Here is an 18,321-nt window from a genome sequence, read left to right on the forward strand (position 1 = left end):
AACATTGGTGCATCGACGGTACGCGGGCTTGCTATCTGTCATTCCGACTAAGTACCAAAGTGCACTTCAAATCCCGCTAGGTGATTTCCTATTGAGAATGAAAGCGGAGGGTGATCTCACGTACCGGCGCTTTCTGAACAAGCATGGTGATCTGGAGTACCGCACATTCCAAATCGCCGACCCCCGCTACTTAGGCGCCAAGGGCGTGATGGATTTGTGTTCTGAAGGCTGACGAGATCAATACAAATCGAGTTGGAGCTCATACAACGGTACCGACCTGCATGGAATGTGATGCATGTTTGAGAATGCCTTTTTAGGGATAAGAAGAGCCTCGATGGTTGATAAGACGTGGTACTGACAACATGAAATTAGTCGCGATAGGAGAATTGTCGGGTTAGACGGTCGAGGAATTCGGACCGCAAAAGAAGATTGAGGATTCACAACGGGGTAGATCGTGTAAATCGTAACTGTTGGGATAATCATGGGAATGCACCGTCAATTCGGCGGCAACAGATGCGGGACCTTGTGCGTGATTACACATCGATTGACTTCAAAGTACTTTTTGTATTGGTCAATGACGGCCTGAACTGATTGATTAGCTCGAGCGATAGTTGAGCCAGTTCGCAGATGAAAATCGTAAGCGAGCCTGCCATTGCGATAGAAGTGTATCCAGGGTCGACGCCGCTTGACTGGATTGCTTCTATTGCAGTGCATGCGACCAAGACTGCGCAGGTCGAAGCTACGGATAATCAGCCGGTCCTGCCAAAATTGACGGTAGTTTAAACCGAGCAGTTCGCGAAGCGAGTGGATCTCGGCCCGACGTAGCGCGCCACCACCCCTAATGCGCCAGTCGATGTGAACGCACTGATGTTGGCCGGTCACTTTGCTAGCCTTGTCGGCATAAATGGCGATTAGATTTGGCGCTGATCTTGGGCCCGAATATCGCGTCATCTTGCCCTTGGTACCGAAAAAGCGAATTCCCTGATCGCGATGGTTTTTTTTAACCAAATGGTTCCAGAGGAATTCGACAGCAGCATCCTTGTCCGATTTGCAGCTGAATACCCAATCGAGACTGATCTCGACATACGTCAGATGAGGGTCGCGGGTTACGAGCGATTGCAGAGCCTCGTTCGTCGGTTGAAAAAGCGTGATCCGCTGGACATAGTGCCGATCGAATCTCGCTCGTCCGTTGTAAACTCGCATTTTTCGTCCGCCAGCTCGCAGCCTGAGCCATGCGATTTCACTCACGATCAATGGATTCCTAAGCCATAGCCGGACAGCATCGATGTAGCGGTAAATTTCGAGGGGGCTGATCTCTTCAGCAGGCGAATGGGATTTCCGCATAGTGGCGCCTTTCTTGACCTGCGGTTTAGCTCTTTTTTTGAGAGGCGCTTCGTCGTGCAAGGGAAACGAAGACGCGTGCGGCACACTTGTAAACTCTAAGCGAGTTCGGTCGTAGCCGCGGCTTCCGTGAGCGCCATTACGTCGCCGAGCCTGTAATATGCTTTTGCGTGCTTGGCGCTGGTGTTGAGGATCACTCGCGGCAATATGCCCGCCTGCTCTAGCCGGACCACAGTCGATGTGCTGCAGCCAAGCATGTGTGCCGCTCGACGCCGATCGATGAGTAACCGTTCAGAACCTTCGAAATTCCGCTTCATAAGGCCCTCGACTGCGATGCCGACTCGACCAATCGCGCTTCCATCAAACTATGAGTTGGCGCTACGCGGGTTGGTTATCGTCTGCTGCTCGCGTGAGTGCGCGATCAATCTCAGACCTACGAGCGCAGATGGTTTTCGCCCCGAGCTTCTTCGCGGGGATCACGCCCTTAGAAATCAGATAGTAGACACTTCTGCGTTCGCGTCCGATGTAGTCCGCGATGGCAGCAACGCCCCAGAGGAGATCGTCGGGAAGGCTGGTTGGTAGTTTACTCTTGATCATGGCACCGCTCCGTTTCACCATGATCGAAATAGTTGAGCTATCAGCGAAAATCTTCGGCGAAAAATCGCAATCAATCGTCGGTGCGAGACTGCATCTTGCGTTTGATCGTGCTCGCCGCGGGCTTGAACCCGTAGCGCTCAGATGCAAAATCACTTGCTTCCTCGGCAGCTTGTTCTTCTGCGCTGTTCGCTCCGGTTGCCTTCATGCCTTCAGCGCGCAGCTCGTCTCTGCGTTTGCGAGCCCAATTCACGATCGCTTCGGTCTGCACTTTCTTGATGCGATCTGGTGGGGCGCCTTTGCGTCCGTGCCCCTTGTACTGGCCCAGTTTTGCGCAATCGAGAATTAAACGTGCGGCCTCAAGCGGCAAATTTACCGGATTGTCCGATCCTCGCGTGTTCCTCTTGTAGATTTCCATCTCCAGGAACTCGAGCGCGCTTTGTCGGTCCCAAACCTGCTCCTCGGCAACGTCTTCATCGTCGCGTGGGGTCATGTATCGACGCGGCATTTGTTGCATTCGTGTTGCATTGACACAGCATCATAGTTTGTAAGTGGTTGAAAAACCACGAAAACAAGTTGGGATAGCTGCAACATAAAAAAGAAAGGCTGAGATCAGAGCGACCCAGGTAACAGTATGGTGTCAAAGGGAAATTTATGGCGCGCCCGGAACGATTCGAACGTCCGACCCTCAGATTCGTAGTCTGATGCTCTATCCAGCTGAGCTACGGGCGCGTTTTTCGCTGACAGTGCGGGCGTGGCCCGCAGGCAGCCCCCGGCGACGCCGGAGGGGTGCGAAAGAGCGCTCTGACTAACCGCTCTTGCCCCAATTGGCAAGGTCCGGATTGGGGAGATTTTGCAGGGACATGACGGTTTCCGCACTCGGCCGCCGGCCGACCTACGCCCGCGCCCGCTCGTTGCGGACGGAGAGCAGTTCCACGGGGCGGTCGGGGATGACGATCCGGAAGGTGGCGCCGATGGTGCCTTCGACCAGATGGATGTCGCCGCCATGGGCGCGGACCAGCTCGGCGGCGATGGCAAGGCCGAGGCCGCTGCCGCCGGGGCGGCCGGAGGTCTGGAACGCCTCGAACAGGTGATCGCGGGTCTTCTGCGGCACGCCAGGGCCGGTGTCGGAGACCTCGATGATGGCGACCGCGCCCTCGCGTTTTCCCGTGATCCGGATCTGCTGCGCGCCGCCCTCGGCGGACGCATGGCTTTCCAGCGCCTGGGCGGCGTTGCGGACGAGGTTGAGCAGCACGCGAAACAGCTGGTCGGGATCGGCGTCGACCGCGAGCCCGCGCTCAATCGCGGCGACCCAGGCGATCGAGGCGTCGGAGGCAAGGCCGGCGGTCTCGCGCACCTCCAGCACCACAGGCTCGATCATGATCATGCGCCGGTCGGGCGCGGCTTCCTGAGCGCGGCCGTAAGACAAGGTCGACTGGCAGAAGGCGATGGCGCGCTCGAGCGAGCGCACGAGTTTTGGCGCAAAGCGCTGCACCCGCGGATCCGGCACGCTGGCGAGCTGGTCCGACAGGAGCTGCGCCGAGGCCAGCAGATTGCGCAAATCGTGATTGATCTTGGAGACGGCGAGGCCGAGGGCGGCGAGCCGGCTCTTCTGGTGCAGCATCGACATCAGGTCGCGCTGCATGTCCGACAATTCGCGCTCGGCAACGCCGATCTCGTCGCTGCGCTGGCTCGGCACGATGATCCCCGCCGAACTCTCGGGATTTTCGTGGAAGCCGACCAGGCTCGCGGTCAGCCGCCGCATCGGGCGCACGAAGAGATAATGCATGGCGAGATAGACGAGGCCGGCGGTCAGCACCGCGATGATCAGCGCGACCACCACGACGTTGCGGGAGAAGCGGTACATTGACTGCCGCAGCGGCAGCTCGTCGGTGACAATCTCCATGAACTGGGCGTTGCCGACGCCGGGCCCGACGATCCGGATGGCCTGGTTGCCGGTCTCCAGCATCATCCGGAACGAGCCGGTGATCGCCTCCCACGCCGTCATGTCGCGCAGGTCGATGTCGTGCTCGATCGCCGCGGGCAGATTGTCGCTGGCGAGCAGACGGCGCTGCTGGCCCATCTTGATGGCGACGGCGCGCGCATTGATGCTCTTCAGGATCTCGCGCGAGAGCGAATCGGGGACCATGCCGAGCGGCGCCGCATCGAGCACCAGCGCCGCCGTGTTGGCCGCGGCGACGCGGTCGTTGAGCCGGTTGACCCAGAAGTTGGCGATGGCCGGCACGTAGAGCAGGATGGCCGCGATCATCACCAGGGGAACGGTGAGCAGCAGCAGCTTGCCGGACAGCCCAAGCCCGCGCGTCCCGCGCGGCAGCGCCGCCGGCGGGTCCCGCTGATCCCCATCCTGGATCGGCTGGAGGTCTGTCGCTGCCACGAAATTCGCCCTCGCTGCCTTTACCGGATTAAAGATGTCGCCGGGTGAAGGGTTTTGGCGCGTATGAAGATGCGGCCCGCCCCCAGCGCGGTCAAATTACAGATCGTCAATCTGCCAGGGTCGGATGTAAGCGCAGATCTGGCGAGTCGCCACCTCAAGTGTTAAAAACCCCGCACGGACAGCGATATTCGCCAGAATTGAGCTCTTGTGCGGCGTTGACGAAAAGAAGGCGCTCGCATATAAGCCGGCCAATTGTCCGCGATGACCCGGTGTGACCGCCGGGAGCGGCTCTCTTGGGGCCGAAAAAGGCCCGTTTTGGGCAGCATCTTCCGGACTTTATCATCAATTCTACAGGCAAATTGCCCGGTCAGCGGAGAAAAACCCGTGAAGCGGACTTATCAACCCAGCAAACTGGTGCGCAAGCGCCGTCACGGCTTCCGTGCCCGTCTCGCCACGGCCGGCGGCCGAAAGGTGCTCGCCGCCCGCCGCGCCCGCGGCCGCAAGCGTCTGAGCGCCTGAGCCGGACCCCCTTTTTGGGATTTCATCATGGATCGGCTGAGGCAGCGAGCGGATTTCCTCGCCGTTGCCAATGGCGCGCGGGTGAGTAGTCCCGCGTTCGTCCTGCAAAGCCTTGACCGCCGAAGCCTTGACCGCCAAAACCTTGGCCGAGACGACAGCGGCCCGGTCCGGATCGGCTTCACCGTCACCAAAAAGAACGGCAACGCTCCCGAGCGCAATCGCATCCGGCGCCGGCTTCGCGAACTGGTGAAGCGGCTCGATCCGGTGTCGATGCAGCCCCATCATGATTATGTGCTGGTCGGCCGAAGGGACGCGCTCTCGCGCGACTTCGCCACCATGCTCGACGATCTGCGCATAGCGTTCGCGAAGCCCGCACGGCATACGCGCAAGGGACGCGGCTCAAAAAGCAGCCCAACAACCGACGGCTCAAAGCCCGGCCCCGCTCCTGCGACCAGCCGCAAACCGGATTGATGACGAGAGAATGATGACCGACAACCGCAATACCATCCTCGCCGTCATTCTGTCGGGCTTCGTGCTGATCGCCTGGCAATATTTCTACAACATGCCGGCGATGGAGAAGCAGCGCGCGCAGCAACAGGCACAGGCCGAGCTGCAGAAGACCACGCCGCAGCCAACGGCTTCCGCGACGCCGGGCGCCACGCCGCAGGCCGGCAGCACGGCCCAGCCGTCGACGCCGAGCGCGAACCAGCAAGCCCAGCCGGTCCAAAGCCGTGACAGCGCGATTGCAGCGAGCCCGCGCGTGAAGATCGAGACGCCGCGGATCGCCGGCAGCATCTCGCTCAAGGGCGGCCGCATCGACGATGTCGCGCTGGTGCAATTCCGCGAAACGGTCGATCCGAAATCACCGCCGATTATTCTGTATTCGCCCTCGGGGACCGCGGAGCCCTATTACGCCGAGTTCGGCTGGGTGCCGGCGACGGGCGTGACGGCGAAACTGCCGGACGCGCAGACCGTCTGGAAGCAGGACGGCAGCGGCAGCCTGACGCCGACCACGCCGGTGGTGCTGAAATGGGACAATGGCGAAGGCCTCAGCTTCCGCCGCACCATCGCGGTCGACGACCACTACCTCTTCACCGTCAAGGACGAGGTGAGCAATGTCGGCAACGCGCCGGTCACGCTCTATCCGTTCGCGCTGATCTCGCGCCACGGCACGCCGCAGGTCTCCGGCTACTACATCCTGCATGAAGGCCTGATCGGCTATCTAGATGGCTTGCAGGAATACGCCTACAAGAAAATCGACGAAGCCCGGACGGTGAACTTCAAGGCCACCAATGGCTGGCTCGGCATGACCGACAAGTACTGGGCCTCGGCGCTGCTGCCGGACACCAGTGCGCAAATTCAGGCGCGCTTCTCGTCGAACCCGAGCGGCAACGTCCACACCTACCAGACCGATTATTTGCTCGATCCCGTCACTGTCGCGATCGGCGGCTCCGCGACCGCGAACGCGCGGCTGTTCGCCGGCGCCAAGGAAGCCAGCGTCGTCGGCATCAACTTCCCGCTCGCCGGCCATGGCGGCTACAACAAGGAACTCGGCCTCAACCATTTCGATCTGTTGATCGACTGGGGCTGGTTCTACTTCATCACCAAGCCGATGTTCCTCGGCCTCGACTTCTTCTACCGCTTCTTCGGCAATTTCGGCATCTCGATCCTGCTCGTGACCGTGATCGTGAAGCTCCTGTTCTTCCCGCTGGCGAACAAGTCCTACGCCTCGATGGCGAAGATGAAGTCGGTCCAACCGCAGCTTCAGGCGCTGAAGGAGCGCTACCCTGACGACAAGGTGAAGCAGCAGCAGGAGATGATGGAGATCTACCGCAAGGAGAAGATCAATCCGGTCGCCGGCTGTCTTCCCGTGGTGATCCAGATCCCGGTGTTCTTCTCGCTGTACAAGGTGCTGTTCGTCACCATCGAGATGCGGCACGCGCCGTTCTTCGGCTGGATCAAGGATCTTTCCGCGCCGGACCCGACCAACCTGTTCACTCTGTTCGGGTTAATCCCGTTCGATCCGACCACTATCCCGGTGTTCGGCCACTACCTCGCGCTCGGCATCTGGCCGATCATCATGGGCATCACGATGTGGTTCCAGATGAAGTTGAATCCGACGCCGCCGGATCCGACGCAGCAGATGATCTTCAACTGGATGCCGCTGATCTTCACCTTCATGCTGGCGGGCTTCCCGGCAGGCCTCGTGATCTACTGGGCCTGGAACAACACGCTCTCGGTGCTGCAGCAGAGCTTCATCATGCGCCGCAACGGCGTGAAGGTGGAGCTGTTCGACAATCTCAAGGCAACGTTCGCGAAGAAGGCGACGTAGCGGTCGTCATTGCGAGGAGCGAGCGACGAAGCAATCCAGAGTCCCTCCGCGGACGCATTTCTGGATTGCTTCGCTTCGCTCGCAATGACGCGGACAAACAGAAAGCCTTCGCATGAATGACGACAAGGATGCGAAGCTGATCGAGGTCGGGCGGAAGCTGTTCACGCGCGACTGGCAGTTCATCTGGGCCTCGCCCTCGACTGAAACGCTGCCGCCGATGGCGGGGCTGGAGATCGCCTTTGCCGGCCGCTCCAATGTCGGCAAGTCCAGCCTGATCAACGCGCTGACCGGGCGCAACGCGCTCGCGCGCACCTCGCATACCCCGGGCCGCACCCAGGAGCTGATCTTCTTCGAGGTCCCCGGGAAAAGTGAACTGCGCCTCGTCGACATGCCCGGCTATGGCTACGCCAAAGCGCCGAAGAGCCAGGTCGCGTCCTGGACCGAGCTGATCCACAAATTCCTGCTCGGACGCGCCAGCCTCGCGCGTGTCTACGTGCTGGTGGACGCGCGGCACGGCCTCAAGGACGTCGATCTCGAAGTCCTGAAGACACTCGATCGCTCCGCGGTCAGCTACCAGATCGTGCTGACCAAGGCCGACCAGATCAAGGCCACCGAGCTCCAATCGCGCATCATCGAGACCGAGGCCGCGCTCGCCAAGCGTCCGGCGGCGTTCCCCAACGTGCTCGCGACCTCGTCGCGGAGCGCGACCGGCATGGCCGAGCTGCGCGCAGCGATCGCAAAGTTGCTGGAAGAGCGAACCTCGTAATGACGGCATTCCGCCTGCTGATCGGGCTTGCCGGCGTGATGGGCGCCGCCGGCGTCGCGCTGGCCGCGGCTTCCGCGCATGGCGGCGATGCGAGCCGGCTCGCCGCCGCAAGTGCCATGCTGCTGTTTCATGCAACCGCCATACTCGCGGCCGTCGCCCTGCTCGGGCGCGGCCTTCTGCACGACGGAATTGGCATCATCGCCGCGTCCGGCTTCGCAGCCGGCGCCGCGCTGTTCGCGGGCGACCTCACGTTGCGGCAATATGCCGGCCATTCGCTGTTTCCCTATGCAGCGCCGACCGGTGGATCGGTGATGATCTTGAGCTGGCTGGCGGTGACGCTCGCCGCGGTGGTGGTGAAGCGCAGTCCGTAGCCCGGATGGAGCGAAGCGCAATCCGGGAGAGCTTGCGCGGGTAGATTCCCGGATTACGCTGCGCTCCATCCGGGCTACGCGGCTGCGTGTGGGGGACGAAGACCACTTTGCGCCCCGCCCGCCAATCGGATAGAACGCGGCCCGAGTATCCCGCCAGCGAGATCCGCCTCATGACCGAAATCTCCCCGCTCGACCAGGCCCGCATCCTGTCCGAAGCGCTGCCGCACATGCAGCAGTATGACGAGGAAACCATCGTCATCAAGTATGGCGGCCATGCCATGGGCGACGAGGAGACCGCGAAGAATTTCGCCCGCGACATCGTGCTGCTCGAGCAGACCGCGATCAATCCGGTGGTGGTGCATGGCGGCGGCCCGCAGATCGCGACCATGCTGAAGCGCCTCGGCATCGTCTCGGAATTCGCAGCCGGCCTGCGCATCACCGATGCCGCGACCATCGAGATCGTCGAGATGGTGCTCGCCGGCTCCGTCAACAAGCAGATCGTCGGCTACATCAACGAGGCCGGCGGCAAGGCCGTGGGGCTATCAGGCAAGGACGCCAATATGGTGAAGGCGTCCAAGACGACGCGCACCATCATGGATCCGGACTCGCACATCGAGAAGGCGGTCGATCTCGGCTTCGTCGGCGATCCCGAGAAAGTCGATCTCACGCTGCTCAACCAGCTGATCGGCTACGAGCTGATCCCGGTGCTGGCACCGCTCGCGACCTCGAAAGAGGGACAGACGCTGAACGTCAACGCCGACACTTTCGCCGGCGCTGTGGCCGGCGCGCTGAAAGCGAAGCGGCTGCTGCTGCTCACCGACGTGCCGGGCGTGCTCGACAAATCCAAGAAGCTGATCCCGCAGCTCTCGGTGAAGGACGCACGAAAGCTGATCGCCGACGGCACCATTTCCGGCGGCATGATCCCCAAGGTCGAGACCTGCATCTATGCGCTCGAACAGGGCGTGGAGGGTGTCGTCATCATCGACGGCAAGATGCAGCACGCGGTGCTGCTCGAGCTCTTCACCAACACCGGCACGGGCACGCTGATCCACAAGTGATGCGAGAGGCGCCACGCATGAAAGCCGTCATGGCCGGGCAACAGCGCGAAGCGCGTCTTCGCGAAGATGCCCCGGCCATCCACGACCTTTCGTCCCGCGCCAAGAACGTGGATGCCCGGGACAAGCCCGGGCATGACGAGTTGAGGACTCGGCGGCATCGCCGCTCGACCTTCACACGCTTCCTGATGACCCTCCCCGCCGCGGCCGTCTCGTTCGTGTTCTCCTCCGCACCGGCCTTCGCCGACCTGAAAATCTGCAATCGCATGTCCTATGTCGTCGAGGCCGCGATCGGCATCGACGACAAGGCGGCGACCGCGACGCGTGGCTGGTTCAGGATCGACCCCGCCACCTGCCGCGTGGTGGTGCAAGGCACGCTCTCCGCCGACCGCATCCTGCTCAACGCCCGCGCGCTTGGCGTCTACGGCGCCTCCCCGATCCCGCAGAACGGCAGCGACACGCTGTGCGTCGCGCAGGACAATTTCGTCATCGCGGCCGCGCGGCAGTGCCGCAGTGGCCAGACCCAGGCCGCCTTCACCCAGATCACGCCGACGCAAGGCGCGGACGGCAATTTCGTCGCCTATCTCGCCGAGGACTCCGAATATGACGACGAGCAGGCTCGCCTCGCCGGCATCCAGCGGCTTTTGGTGATCGCAGGCTACGACGCCGCGCCAATCGACGGCGTCGACGGGCCGAAGACGCAAGGCGCGCTGGCCGCTTTCCTGAAGAGCCGCGGATTGTCGTCCGACATCCTGTCGTCGCCGAACTTCTTCAAGACCATGGTCGATGCCGTGCAGACGCCGTCTGCGACCGGCCTCACCTGGTGCAACGATACCACGCACAAGGTGATGGCGGCGGTTGCCACCGACGACGGCAAGGCGGTGACCAGCCGCGGCTGGTATCGCATCGACCCCAAGACCTGCCTGCACCCCGATGTGAGCGGCCAGCCGAAGCAGATCTTCAGCTTCGCGGAAGCCATCGACGCCGACAATCGCGTCGTCAAGCTGAAGGACAAGCCGCTGAACTGGGGCGGCGACAAGCAGCTTTGCACGCGCGAGACCAAGTTCGAGACCAACGAGCAGACCGACTGCGGCGCGCGCGGCTTCGCGGCCACGGGCTTTGGCGCGGTGGACATGTCGAGCGGCGGCAAGACGCTGCGGTTTGCGATGCCGTGATTGCTTTTGTGATCGTACCGGTGCCATGCACTCCGCTGTCGTCCTGGCGAAAGCCAGGACCCATGACCCCAGGATTCGGTTTGGCGAAGAACGACGACTAGCGTGCCCCAATGATCGGTCACGGAGTATGGGTCCTGGCTTTCGCCAGGACGACGATTGAGGGTGGGGCGCCACCGCGGTCAACGGATAGAGAGTGAAAATGAAATCCCCCCGCGCCTTCGGCCATGTCGACACCTGGGTGTTCGACCTCGACAACACGCTCTATCCGCACCACGTCAATCTGTGGCAACAGGTCGATGCGCGGATCACCGAGTTCGTTTGCAATTGGCTCGATCTGACAGCGGTGGAAGCGCGCAAGATCCAGAAGGATTATTACCAGCGCTTCGGCACCACCATGCGCGGCATGATGACCCTGCATGGCGTCCGCGCCGACGACTATCTCGCCTATGTCCACAAGATCGACCACTCTCCGCTAGAGCCGAACCCGGCGCTGGGCGAGGCCATCGCAAAACTGCCGGGACGAAAGCTGATCCTGACCAACGGTTCGGTCGATCATGTCGATGCGGTGCTGGCGCGGCTCGGCTTTGCGACGCATTTCGACGGCGTGTTCGACATCATCGCCGCCGAATTCGAGCCGAAGCCGGCGCCGCAGACCTACCGCAAGTTTCTCGCCGACCATTCGGTCGATCCGACCCGCGCCGCGATGTTCGAAGACCTCGCCCGCAACCTCACCGTCCCGCACGAACTCGGCATGACCACCGTGCTGGTGATACCGGATGGGACGAAAGAGGTCGTGCGCGAGGACTGGGAATTGGCGGGCCGTGATGCCGCCCATGTCGACCATGTCACGGATGATCTCGCGGGTTTTTTGAGCAGGCTGTCTCCCAAATAACCGCTGTCGTCCTGGCGAAAGCCAGGACCCATTATCCCAGGGTGGAATTTGGCGCGAGCTGATAACTACCAGCCTTCGCCAAACACCTCCCAGGGGTAATGGGTCCTGGATCGGCGCTCACGTTGTTCGCTTGTCCAGGACGACGATGGAGGACGACACTGAGTTTGCCTTGACTCCGTCCCCCCAAATCCCGAAAAAGCGCTCCAAATCACCGCAAATCCTGCCTTCCCGAGAGGAAATCCTGATGTCCCTGTCCGCCCTCGAATCCACCATCAACGGCGCCTTCGAGGCGCGCGATGGCGTCTCGACCTCGACCAGGGGCGAGGTCCGCGAGGCCGTGGATCACGCGCTGGAGATTCTGGACAAGGGCGAGGCCCGCGTTGCCGAGCGCGGCACCGACGGCAAGTGGAAGGTCAATCAATGGCTGAAGAAGGCGGTGCTGCTCTCGTTCCGCCTCAACGACATGGGCGCCATTCCCGGCGGCCCCGGCAAGGCGACCTGGTGGGACAAGGTGCCCTCGAAGTTCGACGGCTGGGGTGAGAACCGTTTTCGCGACGCCGGTTTCCGCGCCGTCCCCGGCGCCATCGTGCGCCGCTCGGCCTTCATCGCCCGCAACGTCGTGCTGATGCCGTCTTTCGTCAATCTCGGCGCCTATGTCGATGAATCCACCATGATCGACACCTGGTCGACGGTCGGCTCCTGCGCGCAGATCGGCAAGCGCGTGCACATCTCCGGCGGCGTCGGCATCGGCGGCGTGCTCGAGCCGCTGCAGGCCGAGCCCGTGATCATCGAGGACGATTGCTTCATCGGCGCGCGCTCCGAGGTCGCCGAAGGCGTGATCGTGCGCAAGGGCGCGGTGCTGTCGATGGGCGTATTCCTAGGTGCCTCGACCAAGATCGTCGACCGCGACACTGGCGAGATCTTCATCGGCGAAGTGCCTGAGTATTCGGTCGTCGTTCCCGGCGCGCTGCCCGGCAAGCCCATGAAGAACGGCCAGATCGGCCCGAGCACCGCCTGCGCCGTCATCGTCAAACGCGTCGACGAGCGCACGCGCTCCAAGACCAGCATCAACGAGCTGCTGCGGGATTAAGTTCGGCCAGCTGCGATCATCGTCGTCCCGGCGAAGGCCGGGACCCATACTCCCGCGCGTGGTTTGGCGAAGACTCGGAGTTAGCAGCTTCGCGACCAAATGTGTTTTGTGGTTATGGGTCCCGGCCTTCGCCGGGACGACACCGAGAGTCCGTCTCGTGGAAATGTTCATTGTCCCCGGCACCTCGGGCGGCAACCGGTTCGGCGCCGATCCGTTGGCTAGGGTGGAGAGCGGCTCCGCGCCCGCCCCGCCTGCGGCGAGAAGCTGGGACCAGCAGAGCGAGATCGAATTTGTCCCGCCCAGTGCTAGCCCACCCGGCGGCATGCATGTTAAGCGGGGCGTATGACCGATGCTCTCTCGATCGCCCGCGATCTCATCCGCTGCCCCTCGGTAACCCCGGCCGATGCCGGTGCGCTGGGCGTGCTCGAAAAAGCACTCACCGCAGCCGGCTTCACATGCCACCGCGTCACCTTCAGCGAGCCCGGCACCGCCGACGTCGACAATCTCTATGCACGGATCGGCACTGAGGGGCCGCACATCACCTTTGCCGGCCACACCGACGTGGTGCCGCCGGGCGACGAGAGCGCCTGGAGCGTCGGTGCATTCTCCGGCGAGGTGAAGGACGGCTTTCTGCACGGCCGCGGCGCGGTCGACATGAAGGGTGGCATCGCCTGCTCGGTCGCCGCGGTGCTGGAGCATCTCGCCGCGAACGGCGGCAAGCCACGCAGCGACGGCCAAAAATCGGGCTCGGGTTCGATCTCGTTCCTGATCACCGGCGACGAGGAAGACGTCTCCATCAACGGCACCATCAAGCTGCTGAAGTGGGCGGCGGAGCGCGGCGAGAAATTCGATCATTGCGTGCTCGGCGAGCCCTCCAACGTCGAGGCGCTCGGCGACACCATCAAAGTCGGCCGCCGCGGCTCGCAATCCGGCACGCTGTATGTCGACGGCGTGCAGGGCCATGTCGCCTATCCGCACCGCGCTGCCAATCCGGTGCCTGATATCTCGCGGCTGATCGTGGCCATCTCCGACGAGCCGCTCGACCATGGCAGCGCGCAGTTCCAGGCCTCCAATCTCGAATTCACCTCGGTCGACGTCGGCAACACCGCCAACAACGTCATCCCGGGCCAAGCCCGCGCAAAATTCAACATCCGCTACAACGACAACCACACCCAGGCGAGCCTGCGCGAGCTGGTCGAGACGCGGCTGACAAAAGCCTGCGGCAACCGCATCCGCGCCCGCATCGTCTGGGAGCCCTCGAACTCGAACGTGTTCGTGACCAAGCCCGGCCCTTTCACCGATCTCGCGGTGTCCGCGATCGAGGAAGTCACGGGCCGCAAGCCGGAGCTGTCGACCTCAGGCGGCACCTCGGATGCGCGCTTCATTTCGAGCTATTGCCCGGTGATCGAGTTCGGCCTGGTGGGGCAGACCATGCACCAGGTCGACGAACGCGTGCCGGTCAGGGATCTGGAGCAGCTGACGAAGGTGTATCGCGGGATTTTGCAGAGGTATTTTGGGTAGGCTCTTCTGCCCGCCCAAACTCCGCTGTCATCGCCCGACTTGATCGGGCGGTCCAGTATTCCAGAGACGGCAGTGACTGAGCCGAGAGGCCGCGGCGTACTGGATGCCCCGGTCAAGCCGGGGCATGACAGTGGTGAATGTAGCGAGAGCGCGCGCCCTCACCCCTCTCAATAATCTACCTGCATCAGATACAGTCCATCCGGCGGGGCGACGATGCCGCAGGCGGCGCGGTTGCGGGCGGCGAGCGCTGCGGAGAGATCGTCGGCAGTCCAGCGGCCTTCGCCGACCCACATCAGCGACCCCACCATCGAACGGACCTGGCTGTGCAGGAATGAGCGCGCCGAGGTGAGAATAATGATCTCGCGCCCGTCGCGCAGCACGTCGAGCTGATCGAGCGTCTTCTCCGGCGACCTGGCCTGACACTCGGTGTCGCGGAAGGTGGTGAAATCGTGCTTGCCGAGCAGGCGCTGTGCCGCCGCATGCATCGCATCGGCATCGAGCCGGCGCGGCACGCGCCAGGCATGGCCGGCATCGAGCGCGAGATTGGCGCGGGTGTTGACGATGCGGTAGCGGTAGTGGCGCTTGATGGCCGAGAAGCGCGCCTCGAAAGTCTCCGGCACGATATCGGCTTCGAGCACGGCGATAGGATGCGGGCGCAGATGCGCGTTCAAGCCGTCGCGAAAACGGCCCTGCGGAAACTGCTTGTCGATATCGACATGCGCGACCTGGCCGCGCGCATGCACGCCGGCATCGGTGCGCCCGGCGCCGTGCACGCGCGCATCCGCGCCGGTCATCGCCTTCACGGCAGCCTCCAGCGCGCCTTGCACCGAGGGCAGCGTCTCCTGCACCTGCCAGCCGAAGAACGGCGCGCCGTCATATTCGATGGTGAGCTTGTAGCGGGGCATCTTGTCCAGTTTCGCTGTCATCGCCCCGGCTCGACCGGGCGATCCAGTACTCCGCAGCCTATCCGTTCGACCGAGAAGCCTCGGCGTACTGGATACCCCGCCTTCGCGGGGTATGACAGCGTCAGGTGAATTTGGCGCCGGACTTCAGCGGCACGCCACGCAGGAAGTCCGCGGCCTGCATGCGCGCCTTGCCTTCGCGCTGGAGCTCGATCAGGCGGATTGCGCCCTCGCCGCAGGCGATGGTGAGGTGATCGTCGAGCACCTCGCCCGGCGTACCCGAACCCTTCGCCAATTCACAGCGCAGGATTTTTACGCGCGCGTTCTCGCTCACGCCGGTGAGCTCGGTCCAGGCGCCGGGAAACGGCGACAGGCCGTGGATATGGCGCAGCACCTCGCGCGCGGGCCTGGTCCAGTCGATCCGCGCTTCGGCCTTGTCGATCTTGGCGGCATAGGTGACGCCGTCCTCGCTCTGTTTCTTGAGCTGAAGCCCGCCGCGATCGAGCGCGGCCATGGCGCGCACCATCAGATCGGCACCGAGCCGGGACAGACGATCGTGCAGATCGAGCGCGGTCATATTGTCCGTGATCGCGAGCCGTTCCGCCATGGCGACGTCGCCGGTGTCGAGGCCAACATCCATCTTCATCACCATCACGCCGCTCTCGGCATCGCCGGCCATGATCGCGCGATTGATGGGAGCAGCACCGCGCCAGCGTGGCAGCAGCGAAGCGTGCAGATTGTAGCAGCCGAGCTTTGGCGCATCGAGGATCGCCTGCGGCAGGATCATGCCATAGGCGACGACGACGGCCGCATCGGCGTCGAAGGCGCGGAATTCTTCCCGCGCCTCCGGCGTCTTCAACGTCTTCGGCGTCAGCACGGGCACGCCGAGCTTTCGCGCGGCCTCTTCCACCGGGGTCGGCTGCAATTGCAGGCCACGCCGTCCGCCGGGCTTCGGCGCGCGCGTATACACGGCCGCGATCTCGTGGCCGTGCGCGACGAGCTCGAGCAGCGTCGGCACGGAGAAATCGGGCGTGCCCATGAAGATCAGGCGGAGGGGCATGACAAGGACTCGGTACGTTCCCTCCCCCCTTGTGGGGGAGGCTTAGGGAGAGGGGTGCCACACGACGCGCTCTCTCGGTTTGACGTTTCGCGGCACGCACCTGATTCAGATGACGGAGAGACTTCCGTCTGGGCTACCCCTCTCCCCCGCCCTCCCCCACAAGGGGGGAGGGAGCGCAGGGGAGCGTGGGGCAGCACCGAAAACTACTCCGCGCGCTTCGCGGCTTTCTCGAATTTCTTCAGCACGCGGTCGCGCTTGAGCTTTGACAGATAGTCGACGAACAGCACGCCATTGAGATGGTCGATCTCGTGCTGGATGCAGGTGGCGTAAAGGCCTTCGGCGTCCTCCTCATGCACCTTGCCGTCCAGATCGATGTAGCGCACCCGCACCTTCGCAGGCCGCTCGACCTCCTCGTAATATTCGGGGATCGACAGGCAGCCTTCCTCGTAGACCGACAGGTCCTCCGAGGAGGCGATGATTTCCGGATTGATGAAGACGCGCGGCTCGGGCTTGGTCTCGCCGTCCTGGTCGGGCTTGGCGAGGTCCATGGTGATCAGCCGCAACGGCTGCGCGATCTGGATCGCCGCGAGCCCGATGCCGGGCGCGTCGTACATGGTCTCGAACATGTCGTCGGCAAGCTTGCGGATCTCCGGCGTGACCTTCTCGATCGGCTTGGAGACCAGACGCAGCTGCTTGTCGGGCAGGATGATGATTTCTCTGAGGGCCATGGCCGCGATTTAAGCCGCGCGTTCGATGCGGTCAATGCGGCCGGGAACCCGTTAACCCTCCGCTAACCATAAAACTTCGGGTTTCGTTAACCATCAAAATTAACAGGGCGACTGCCATAAATGTTCGCTATTCGTTCGTGCGGGCGAGCGAATCGGCTAGAAGCAGGGGCATGAACGAGATCATTTTCACGCTCGGTGACTGGCCGGTGCGCACCGTGGACGCGCTGATCGGCTTCGGCGCGCTGGTCCTCATCCTGCTGGCGGTCATCGCCGTGGTGATTGCACGCTCGGGGCGGCGCGGCGCGGAACTCGCGATGGCCAACGCGATCCGCGCCGACGAACTCGAGGAGCGCATCAGCCAGATGCTGCATGCCCAGAGCGAGGCTTCGGGGCGGGTCGATGCCATGACCCAGACGCTGGCCGGCCGCCAGGCAGACATGGCACGCGCGGTCAACGAGCGGCTGGATTCGGTGACCCACCGGGTCGGTCAATCCATGGAGCACACCACCCGCAACACCATGGAGAGCCTGCGCGCGCTGCACGAGCGGCTCGGCATCATCGACAGCGCGCACAAGAACCTCACCGACCTCACCACGCAGGTGACGACCCTGCGCGACGTGCTCGCCAACAAGCAGTCGCGCGGCGCCTTCGGTCAGGCGCGAATGGAGGCGATCGTCCAGGACGGTCTGCCGAAGGGCGCCTACGAGTTCCAGTTCACGCTCTCGACCGGCAAGCGTCCGGACTGCGTCGTGTTCCTGCCCGACCAGCGGCCGCTCTGCATCGACGCGAAATTTCCGCTGGAAGCGATGACCGCGCTGCATGATGCGCGCACCGATGAGGAAAAGCGGATCGCCACGCAGCGGCTGCGCGGCGACGTGATGAAGCACGTCAGCGACATCGCCGAAAAATATCTCGTCGCCGGCGAGACCCAGGACATGGCGCTGATGTTCGTGCCGTCGGAATCGGTCTACGCCGAAATTCACGACGGTTTCGACGACGTGATCCAGAAGGCGTATCGCGCCCGCGTCGTGCTGGTGTCGCCGTCGCTCTTGATGCTCGCGATCCAGGTGATGCAGCAGATCATGAAGGACGCGCGCATGCGCGATGCCGCCGACCAGATCCAGACCGAGGTGATCAAGCTCGGCGACGATCTCGGCCGCCTGCGCGAGCGCGTGCTGAAATTGCAGAAACACTTTGCCGACGCCAACGAAGACGTCCGCCAGATCCTGATCTCCGCCGACAAGATCGAGAAGCGCGCCGGGCGCATCGAAGAGCTCGATTTCAGCAAGACCGATGCGCCCGAAGCCCCGCATCTCGTGGCCACCGGCGCTGCCGAACTGTTCCCGAGGAAGCTCCAGGCTGGGGAGTGATTCTACGCTGAGATGCGGTAACCTGCCGCCTCAATCTCGCTGTCGTGGGGGGGGGGGGGGGGGGGGGGGCGGGGGCCCCCGGGGCCGGGGGGGGGGGGGGGGGGGGGGGGGGGGGGGGGGGGGGGGGGGGGGCGGCGGCGGGGGGGGGGGGGGGGGGGGGGGGGGGGGGGGGGGGGGGGGGGGGGGGGGGGGGGGGGGGGGGGGGGGGGG

The 18,321-nt window shown here is 63.3% G+C and carries 18 protein-coding genes and 1 tRNA gene; 11 read left to right on the forward strand and 8 right to left on the reverse strand.

Annotated features, from left to right (window positions below):
* Positions 1–495: 495 nt before the first annotated feature.
* From AC0L30_RS21005 to AC0L30_RS21025, 5 genes are all read right to left on the reverse strand, one after another.
* On the reverse strand, positions 496–1,404 hold the full coding sequence (locus tag AC0L30_RS21005) for a hypothetical protein (protein ID WP_473405078.1): 909 nt from the start codon (positions 1,402–1,404) through the stop codon (positions 496–498).
* A 315-nt stretch (positions 1,405–1,719) separates the two neighbouring features.
* Positions 1,720–1,938 carry a helix-turn-helix transcriptional regulator gene (locus AC0L30_RS21010; RefSeq protein ID WP_473405079.1) on the reverse strand — a complete coding sequence of 73 codons (219 nt, stop codon included), beginning with the start codon at positions 1,936–1,938 and terminating at the stop codon, positions 1,720–1,722.
* 70 nt (positions 1,939–2,008) lie between these two features.
* Positions 2,009–2,428: a hypothetical protein gene (locus AC0L30_RS21015; RefSeq protein ID WP_473405080.1), complete on the reverse strand. Its 420-nt coding sequence runs from the start codon at positions 2,426–2,428 to the stop codon at positions 2,009–2,011.
* 162 nt (positions 2,429–2,590) lie between these two features.
* Positions 2,591–2,667 (reverse strand) — tRNA-Arg (locus AC0L30_RS21020).
* A 163-nt stretch (positions 2,668–2,830) separates the two neighbouring features.
* On the reverse strand, positions 2,831–4,330 hold the full coding sequence (locus AC0L30_RS21025; protein ID WP_219682512.1) for an ATP-binding protein: 1,500 nt from the start codon (positions 4,328–4,330) through the stop codon (positions 2,831–2,833).
* 384 nt (positions 4,331–4,714) lie between these two features.
* Between AC0L30_RS21025 and rpmH the strand changes: the two genes are divergently transcribed.
* The 10 genes from rpmH to dapE all read left to right on the forward strand — a co-directional run bounded on the left by rpmH (position 4,715) and on the right by dapE (position 14,051).
* Positions 4,715–4,849, forward strand: a complete 135-nt coding sequence (gene rpmH, locus AC0L30_RS21030) for a 50S ribosomal protein L34 (RefSeq protein ID WP_008542748.1) — start codon at positions 4,715–4,717, stop codon at positions 4,847–4,849.
* A gap of 27 nt (positions 4,850–4,876) precedes the next feature.
* Positions 4,877–5,320 carry a ribonuclease P protein component gene (gene rnpA / locus AC0L30_RS21035; protein WP_473405081.1) on the forward strand — a complete coding sequence of 148 codons (444 nt, stop codon included), beginning with the start codon at positions 4,877–4,879 and terminating at the stop codon, positions 5,318–5,320.
* A gap of 13 nt (positions 5,321–5,333) precedes the next feature.
* Positions 5,334–7,181, forward strand: a complete 1,848-nt coding sequence (yidC, locus tag AC0L30_RS21040; RefSeq protein WP_354162527.1) for a membrane protein insertase YidC — start codon at positions 5,334–5,336, stop codon at positions 7,179–7,181.
* 112 nt (positions 7,182–7,293) lie between these two features.
* Positions 7,294–7,947: a ribosome biogenesis GTP-binding protein YihA/YsxC gene (yihA, locus tag AC0L30_RS21045; RefSeq protein ID WP_007597680.1), complete on the forward strand. Its 654-nt coding sequence runs from the start codon at positions 7,294–7,296 to the stop codon at positions 7,945–7,947.
* Positions 7,947–8,318, forward strand: coding sequence for a DUF423 domain-containing protein (locus AC0L30_RS21050; RefSeq protein ID WP_007597682.1), 372 nt, complete (start codon positions 7,947–7,949; stop codon positions 8,316–8,318). The genes yihA and AC0L30_RS21050 overlap by 1 nt, the downstream gene beginning before the upstream one ends.
* A gap of 170 nt (positions 8,319–8,488) precedes the next feature.
* Positions 8,489–9,376 carry an acetylglutamate kinase gene (gene argB / locus AC0L30_RS21055; RefSeq protein WP_007597683.1) on the forward strand — a complete coding sequence of 296 codons (888 nt, stop codon included), beginning with the start codon at positions 8,489–8,491 and terminating at the stop codon, positions 9,374–9,376.
* Positions 9,377–9,561: 185 nt separating this feature from the next.
* Positions 9,562–10,548, forward strand: coding sequence for a DUF1036 domain-containing protein (locus AC0L30_RS21060; protein WP_035995319.1), 987 nt, complete (start codon positions 9,562–9,564; stop codon positions 10,546–10,548).
* Between the two features lie 199 nt (positions 10,549–10,747).
* Positions 10,748–11,440: a pyrimidine 5'-nucleotidase gene (locus tag AC0L30_RS21065; protein ID WP_473405083.1), complete on the forward strand. Its 693-nt coding sequence runs from the start codon at positions 10,748–10,750 to the stop codon at positions 11,438–11,440.
* A 244-nt stretch (positions 11,441–11,684) separates the two neighbouring features.
* Positions 11,685–12,530, forward strand: coding sequence for a 2,3,4,5-tetrahydropyridine-2,6-dicarboxylate N-succinyltransferase (dapD, locus tag AC0L30_RS21070; RefSeq protein WP_035993750.1), 846 nt, complete (start codon positions 11,685–11,687; stop codon positions 12,528–12,530).
* A gap of 342 nt (positions 12,531–12,872) precedes the next feature.
* Positions 12,873–14,051: a succinyl-diaminopimelate desuccinylase gene (dapE, locus tag AC0L30_RS21075; RefSeq protein ID WP_007597687.1), complete on the forward strand. Its 1,179-nt coding sequence runs from the start codon at positions 12,873–12,875 to the stop codon at positions 14,049–14,051.
* Between the two features lie 167 nt (positions 14,052–14,218).
* On the opposite strand, the gene truA is transcribed toward dapE, so the two are convergent.
* From truA to def, 3 genes are all read right to left on the reverse strand, one after another.
* Positions 14,219–14,956: a tRNA pseudouridine(38-40) synthase TruA gene (truA, locus tag AC0L30_RS21080; RefSeq protein WP_035995321.1), complete on the reverse strand. Its 738-nt coding sequence runs from the start codon at positions 14,954–14,956 to the stop codon at positions 14,219–14,221.
* Between the two features lie 121 nt (positions 14,957–15,077).
* Positions 15,078–16,013: a methionyl-tRNA formyltransferase gene (fmt, locus tag AC0L30_RS21085; RefSeq protein WP_007597691.1), complete on the reverse strand. Its 936-nt coding sequence runs from the start codon at positions 16,011–16,013 to the stop codon at positions 15,078–15,080.
* 203 nt (positions 16,014–16,216) lie between these two features.
* Positions 16,217–16,741, reverse strand: coding sequence for a peptide deformylase (gene def, locus AC0L30_RS21090; RefSeq protein ID WP_354162509.1), 525 nt, complete (start codon positions 16,739–16,741; stop codon positions 16,217–16,219).
* A gap of 170 nt (positions 16,742–16,911) precedes the next feature.
* Between def and AC0L30_RS21095 the strand changes: the two genes are divergently transcribed.
* A complete protein-coding gene (locus AC0L30_RS21095; protein WP_473405084.1) occupies positions 16,912–18,111 on the forward strand; it encodes a DNA recombination protein RmuC in 1,200 nt (399 codons plus the stop codon).
* Positions 18,112–18,321 lie beyond the last annotated feature (210 nt).

It is taken from the genome of Bradyrhizobium sp. MI1.11 (genome assembly GCF_055811255.1).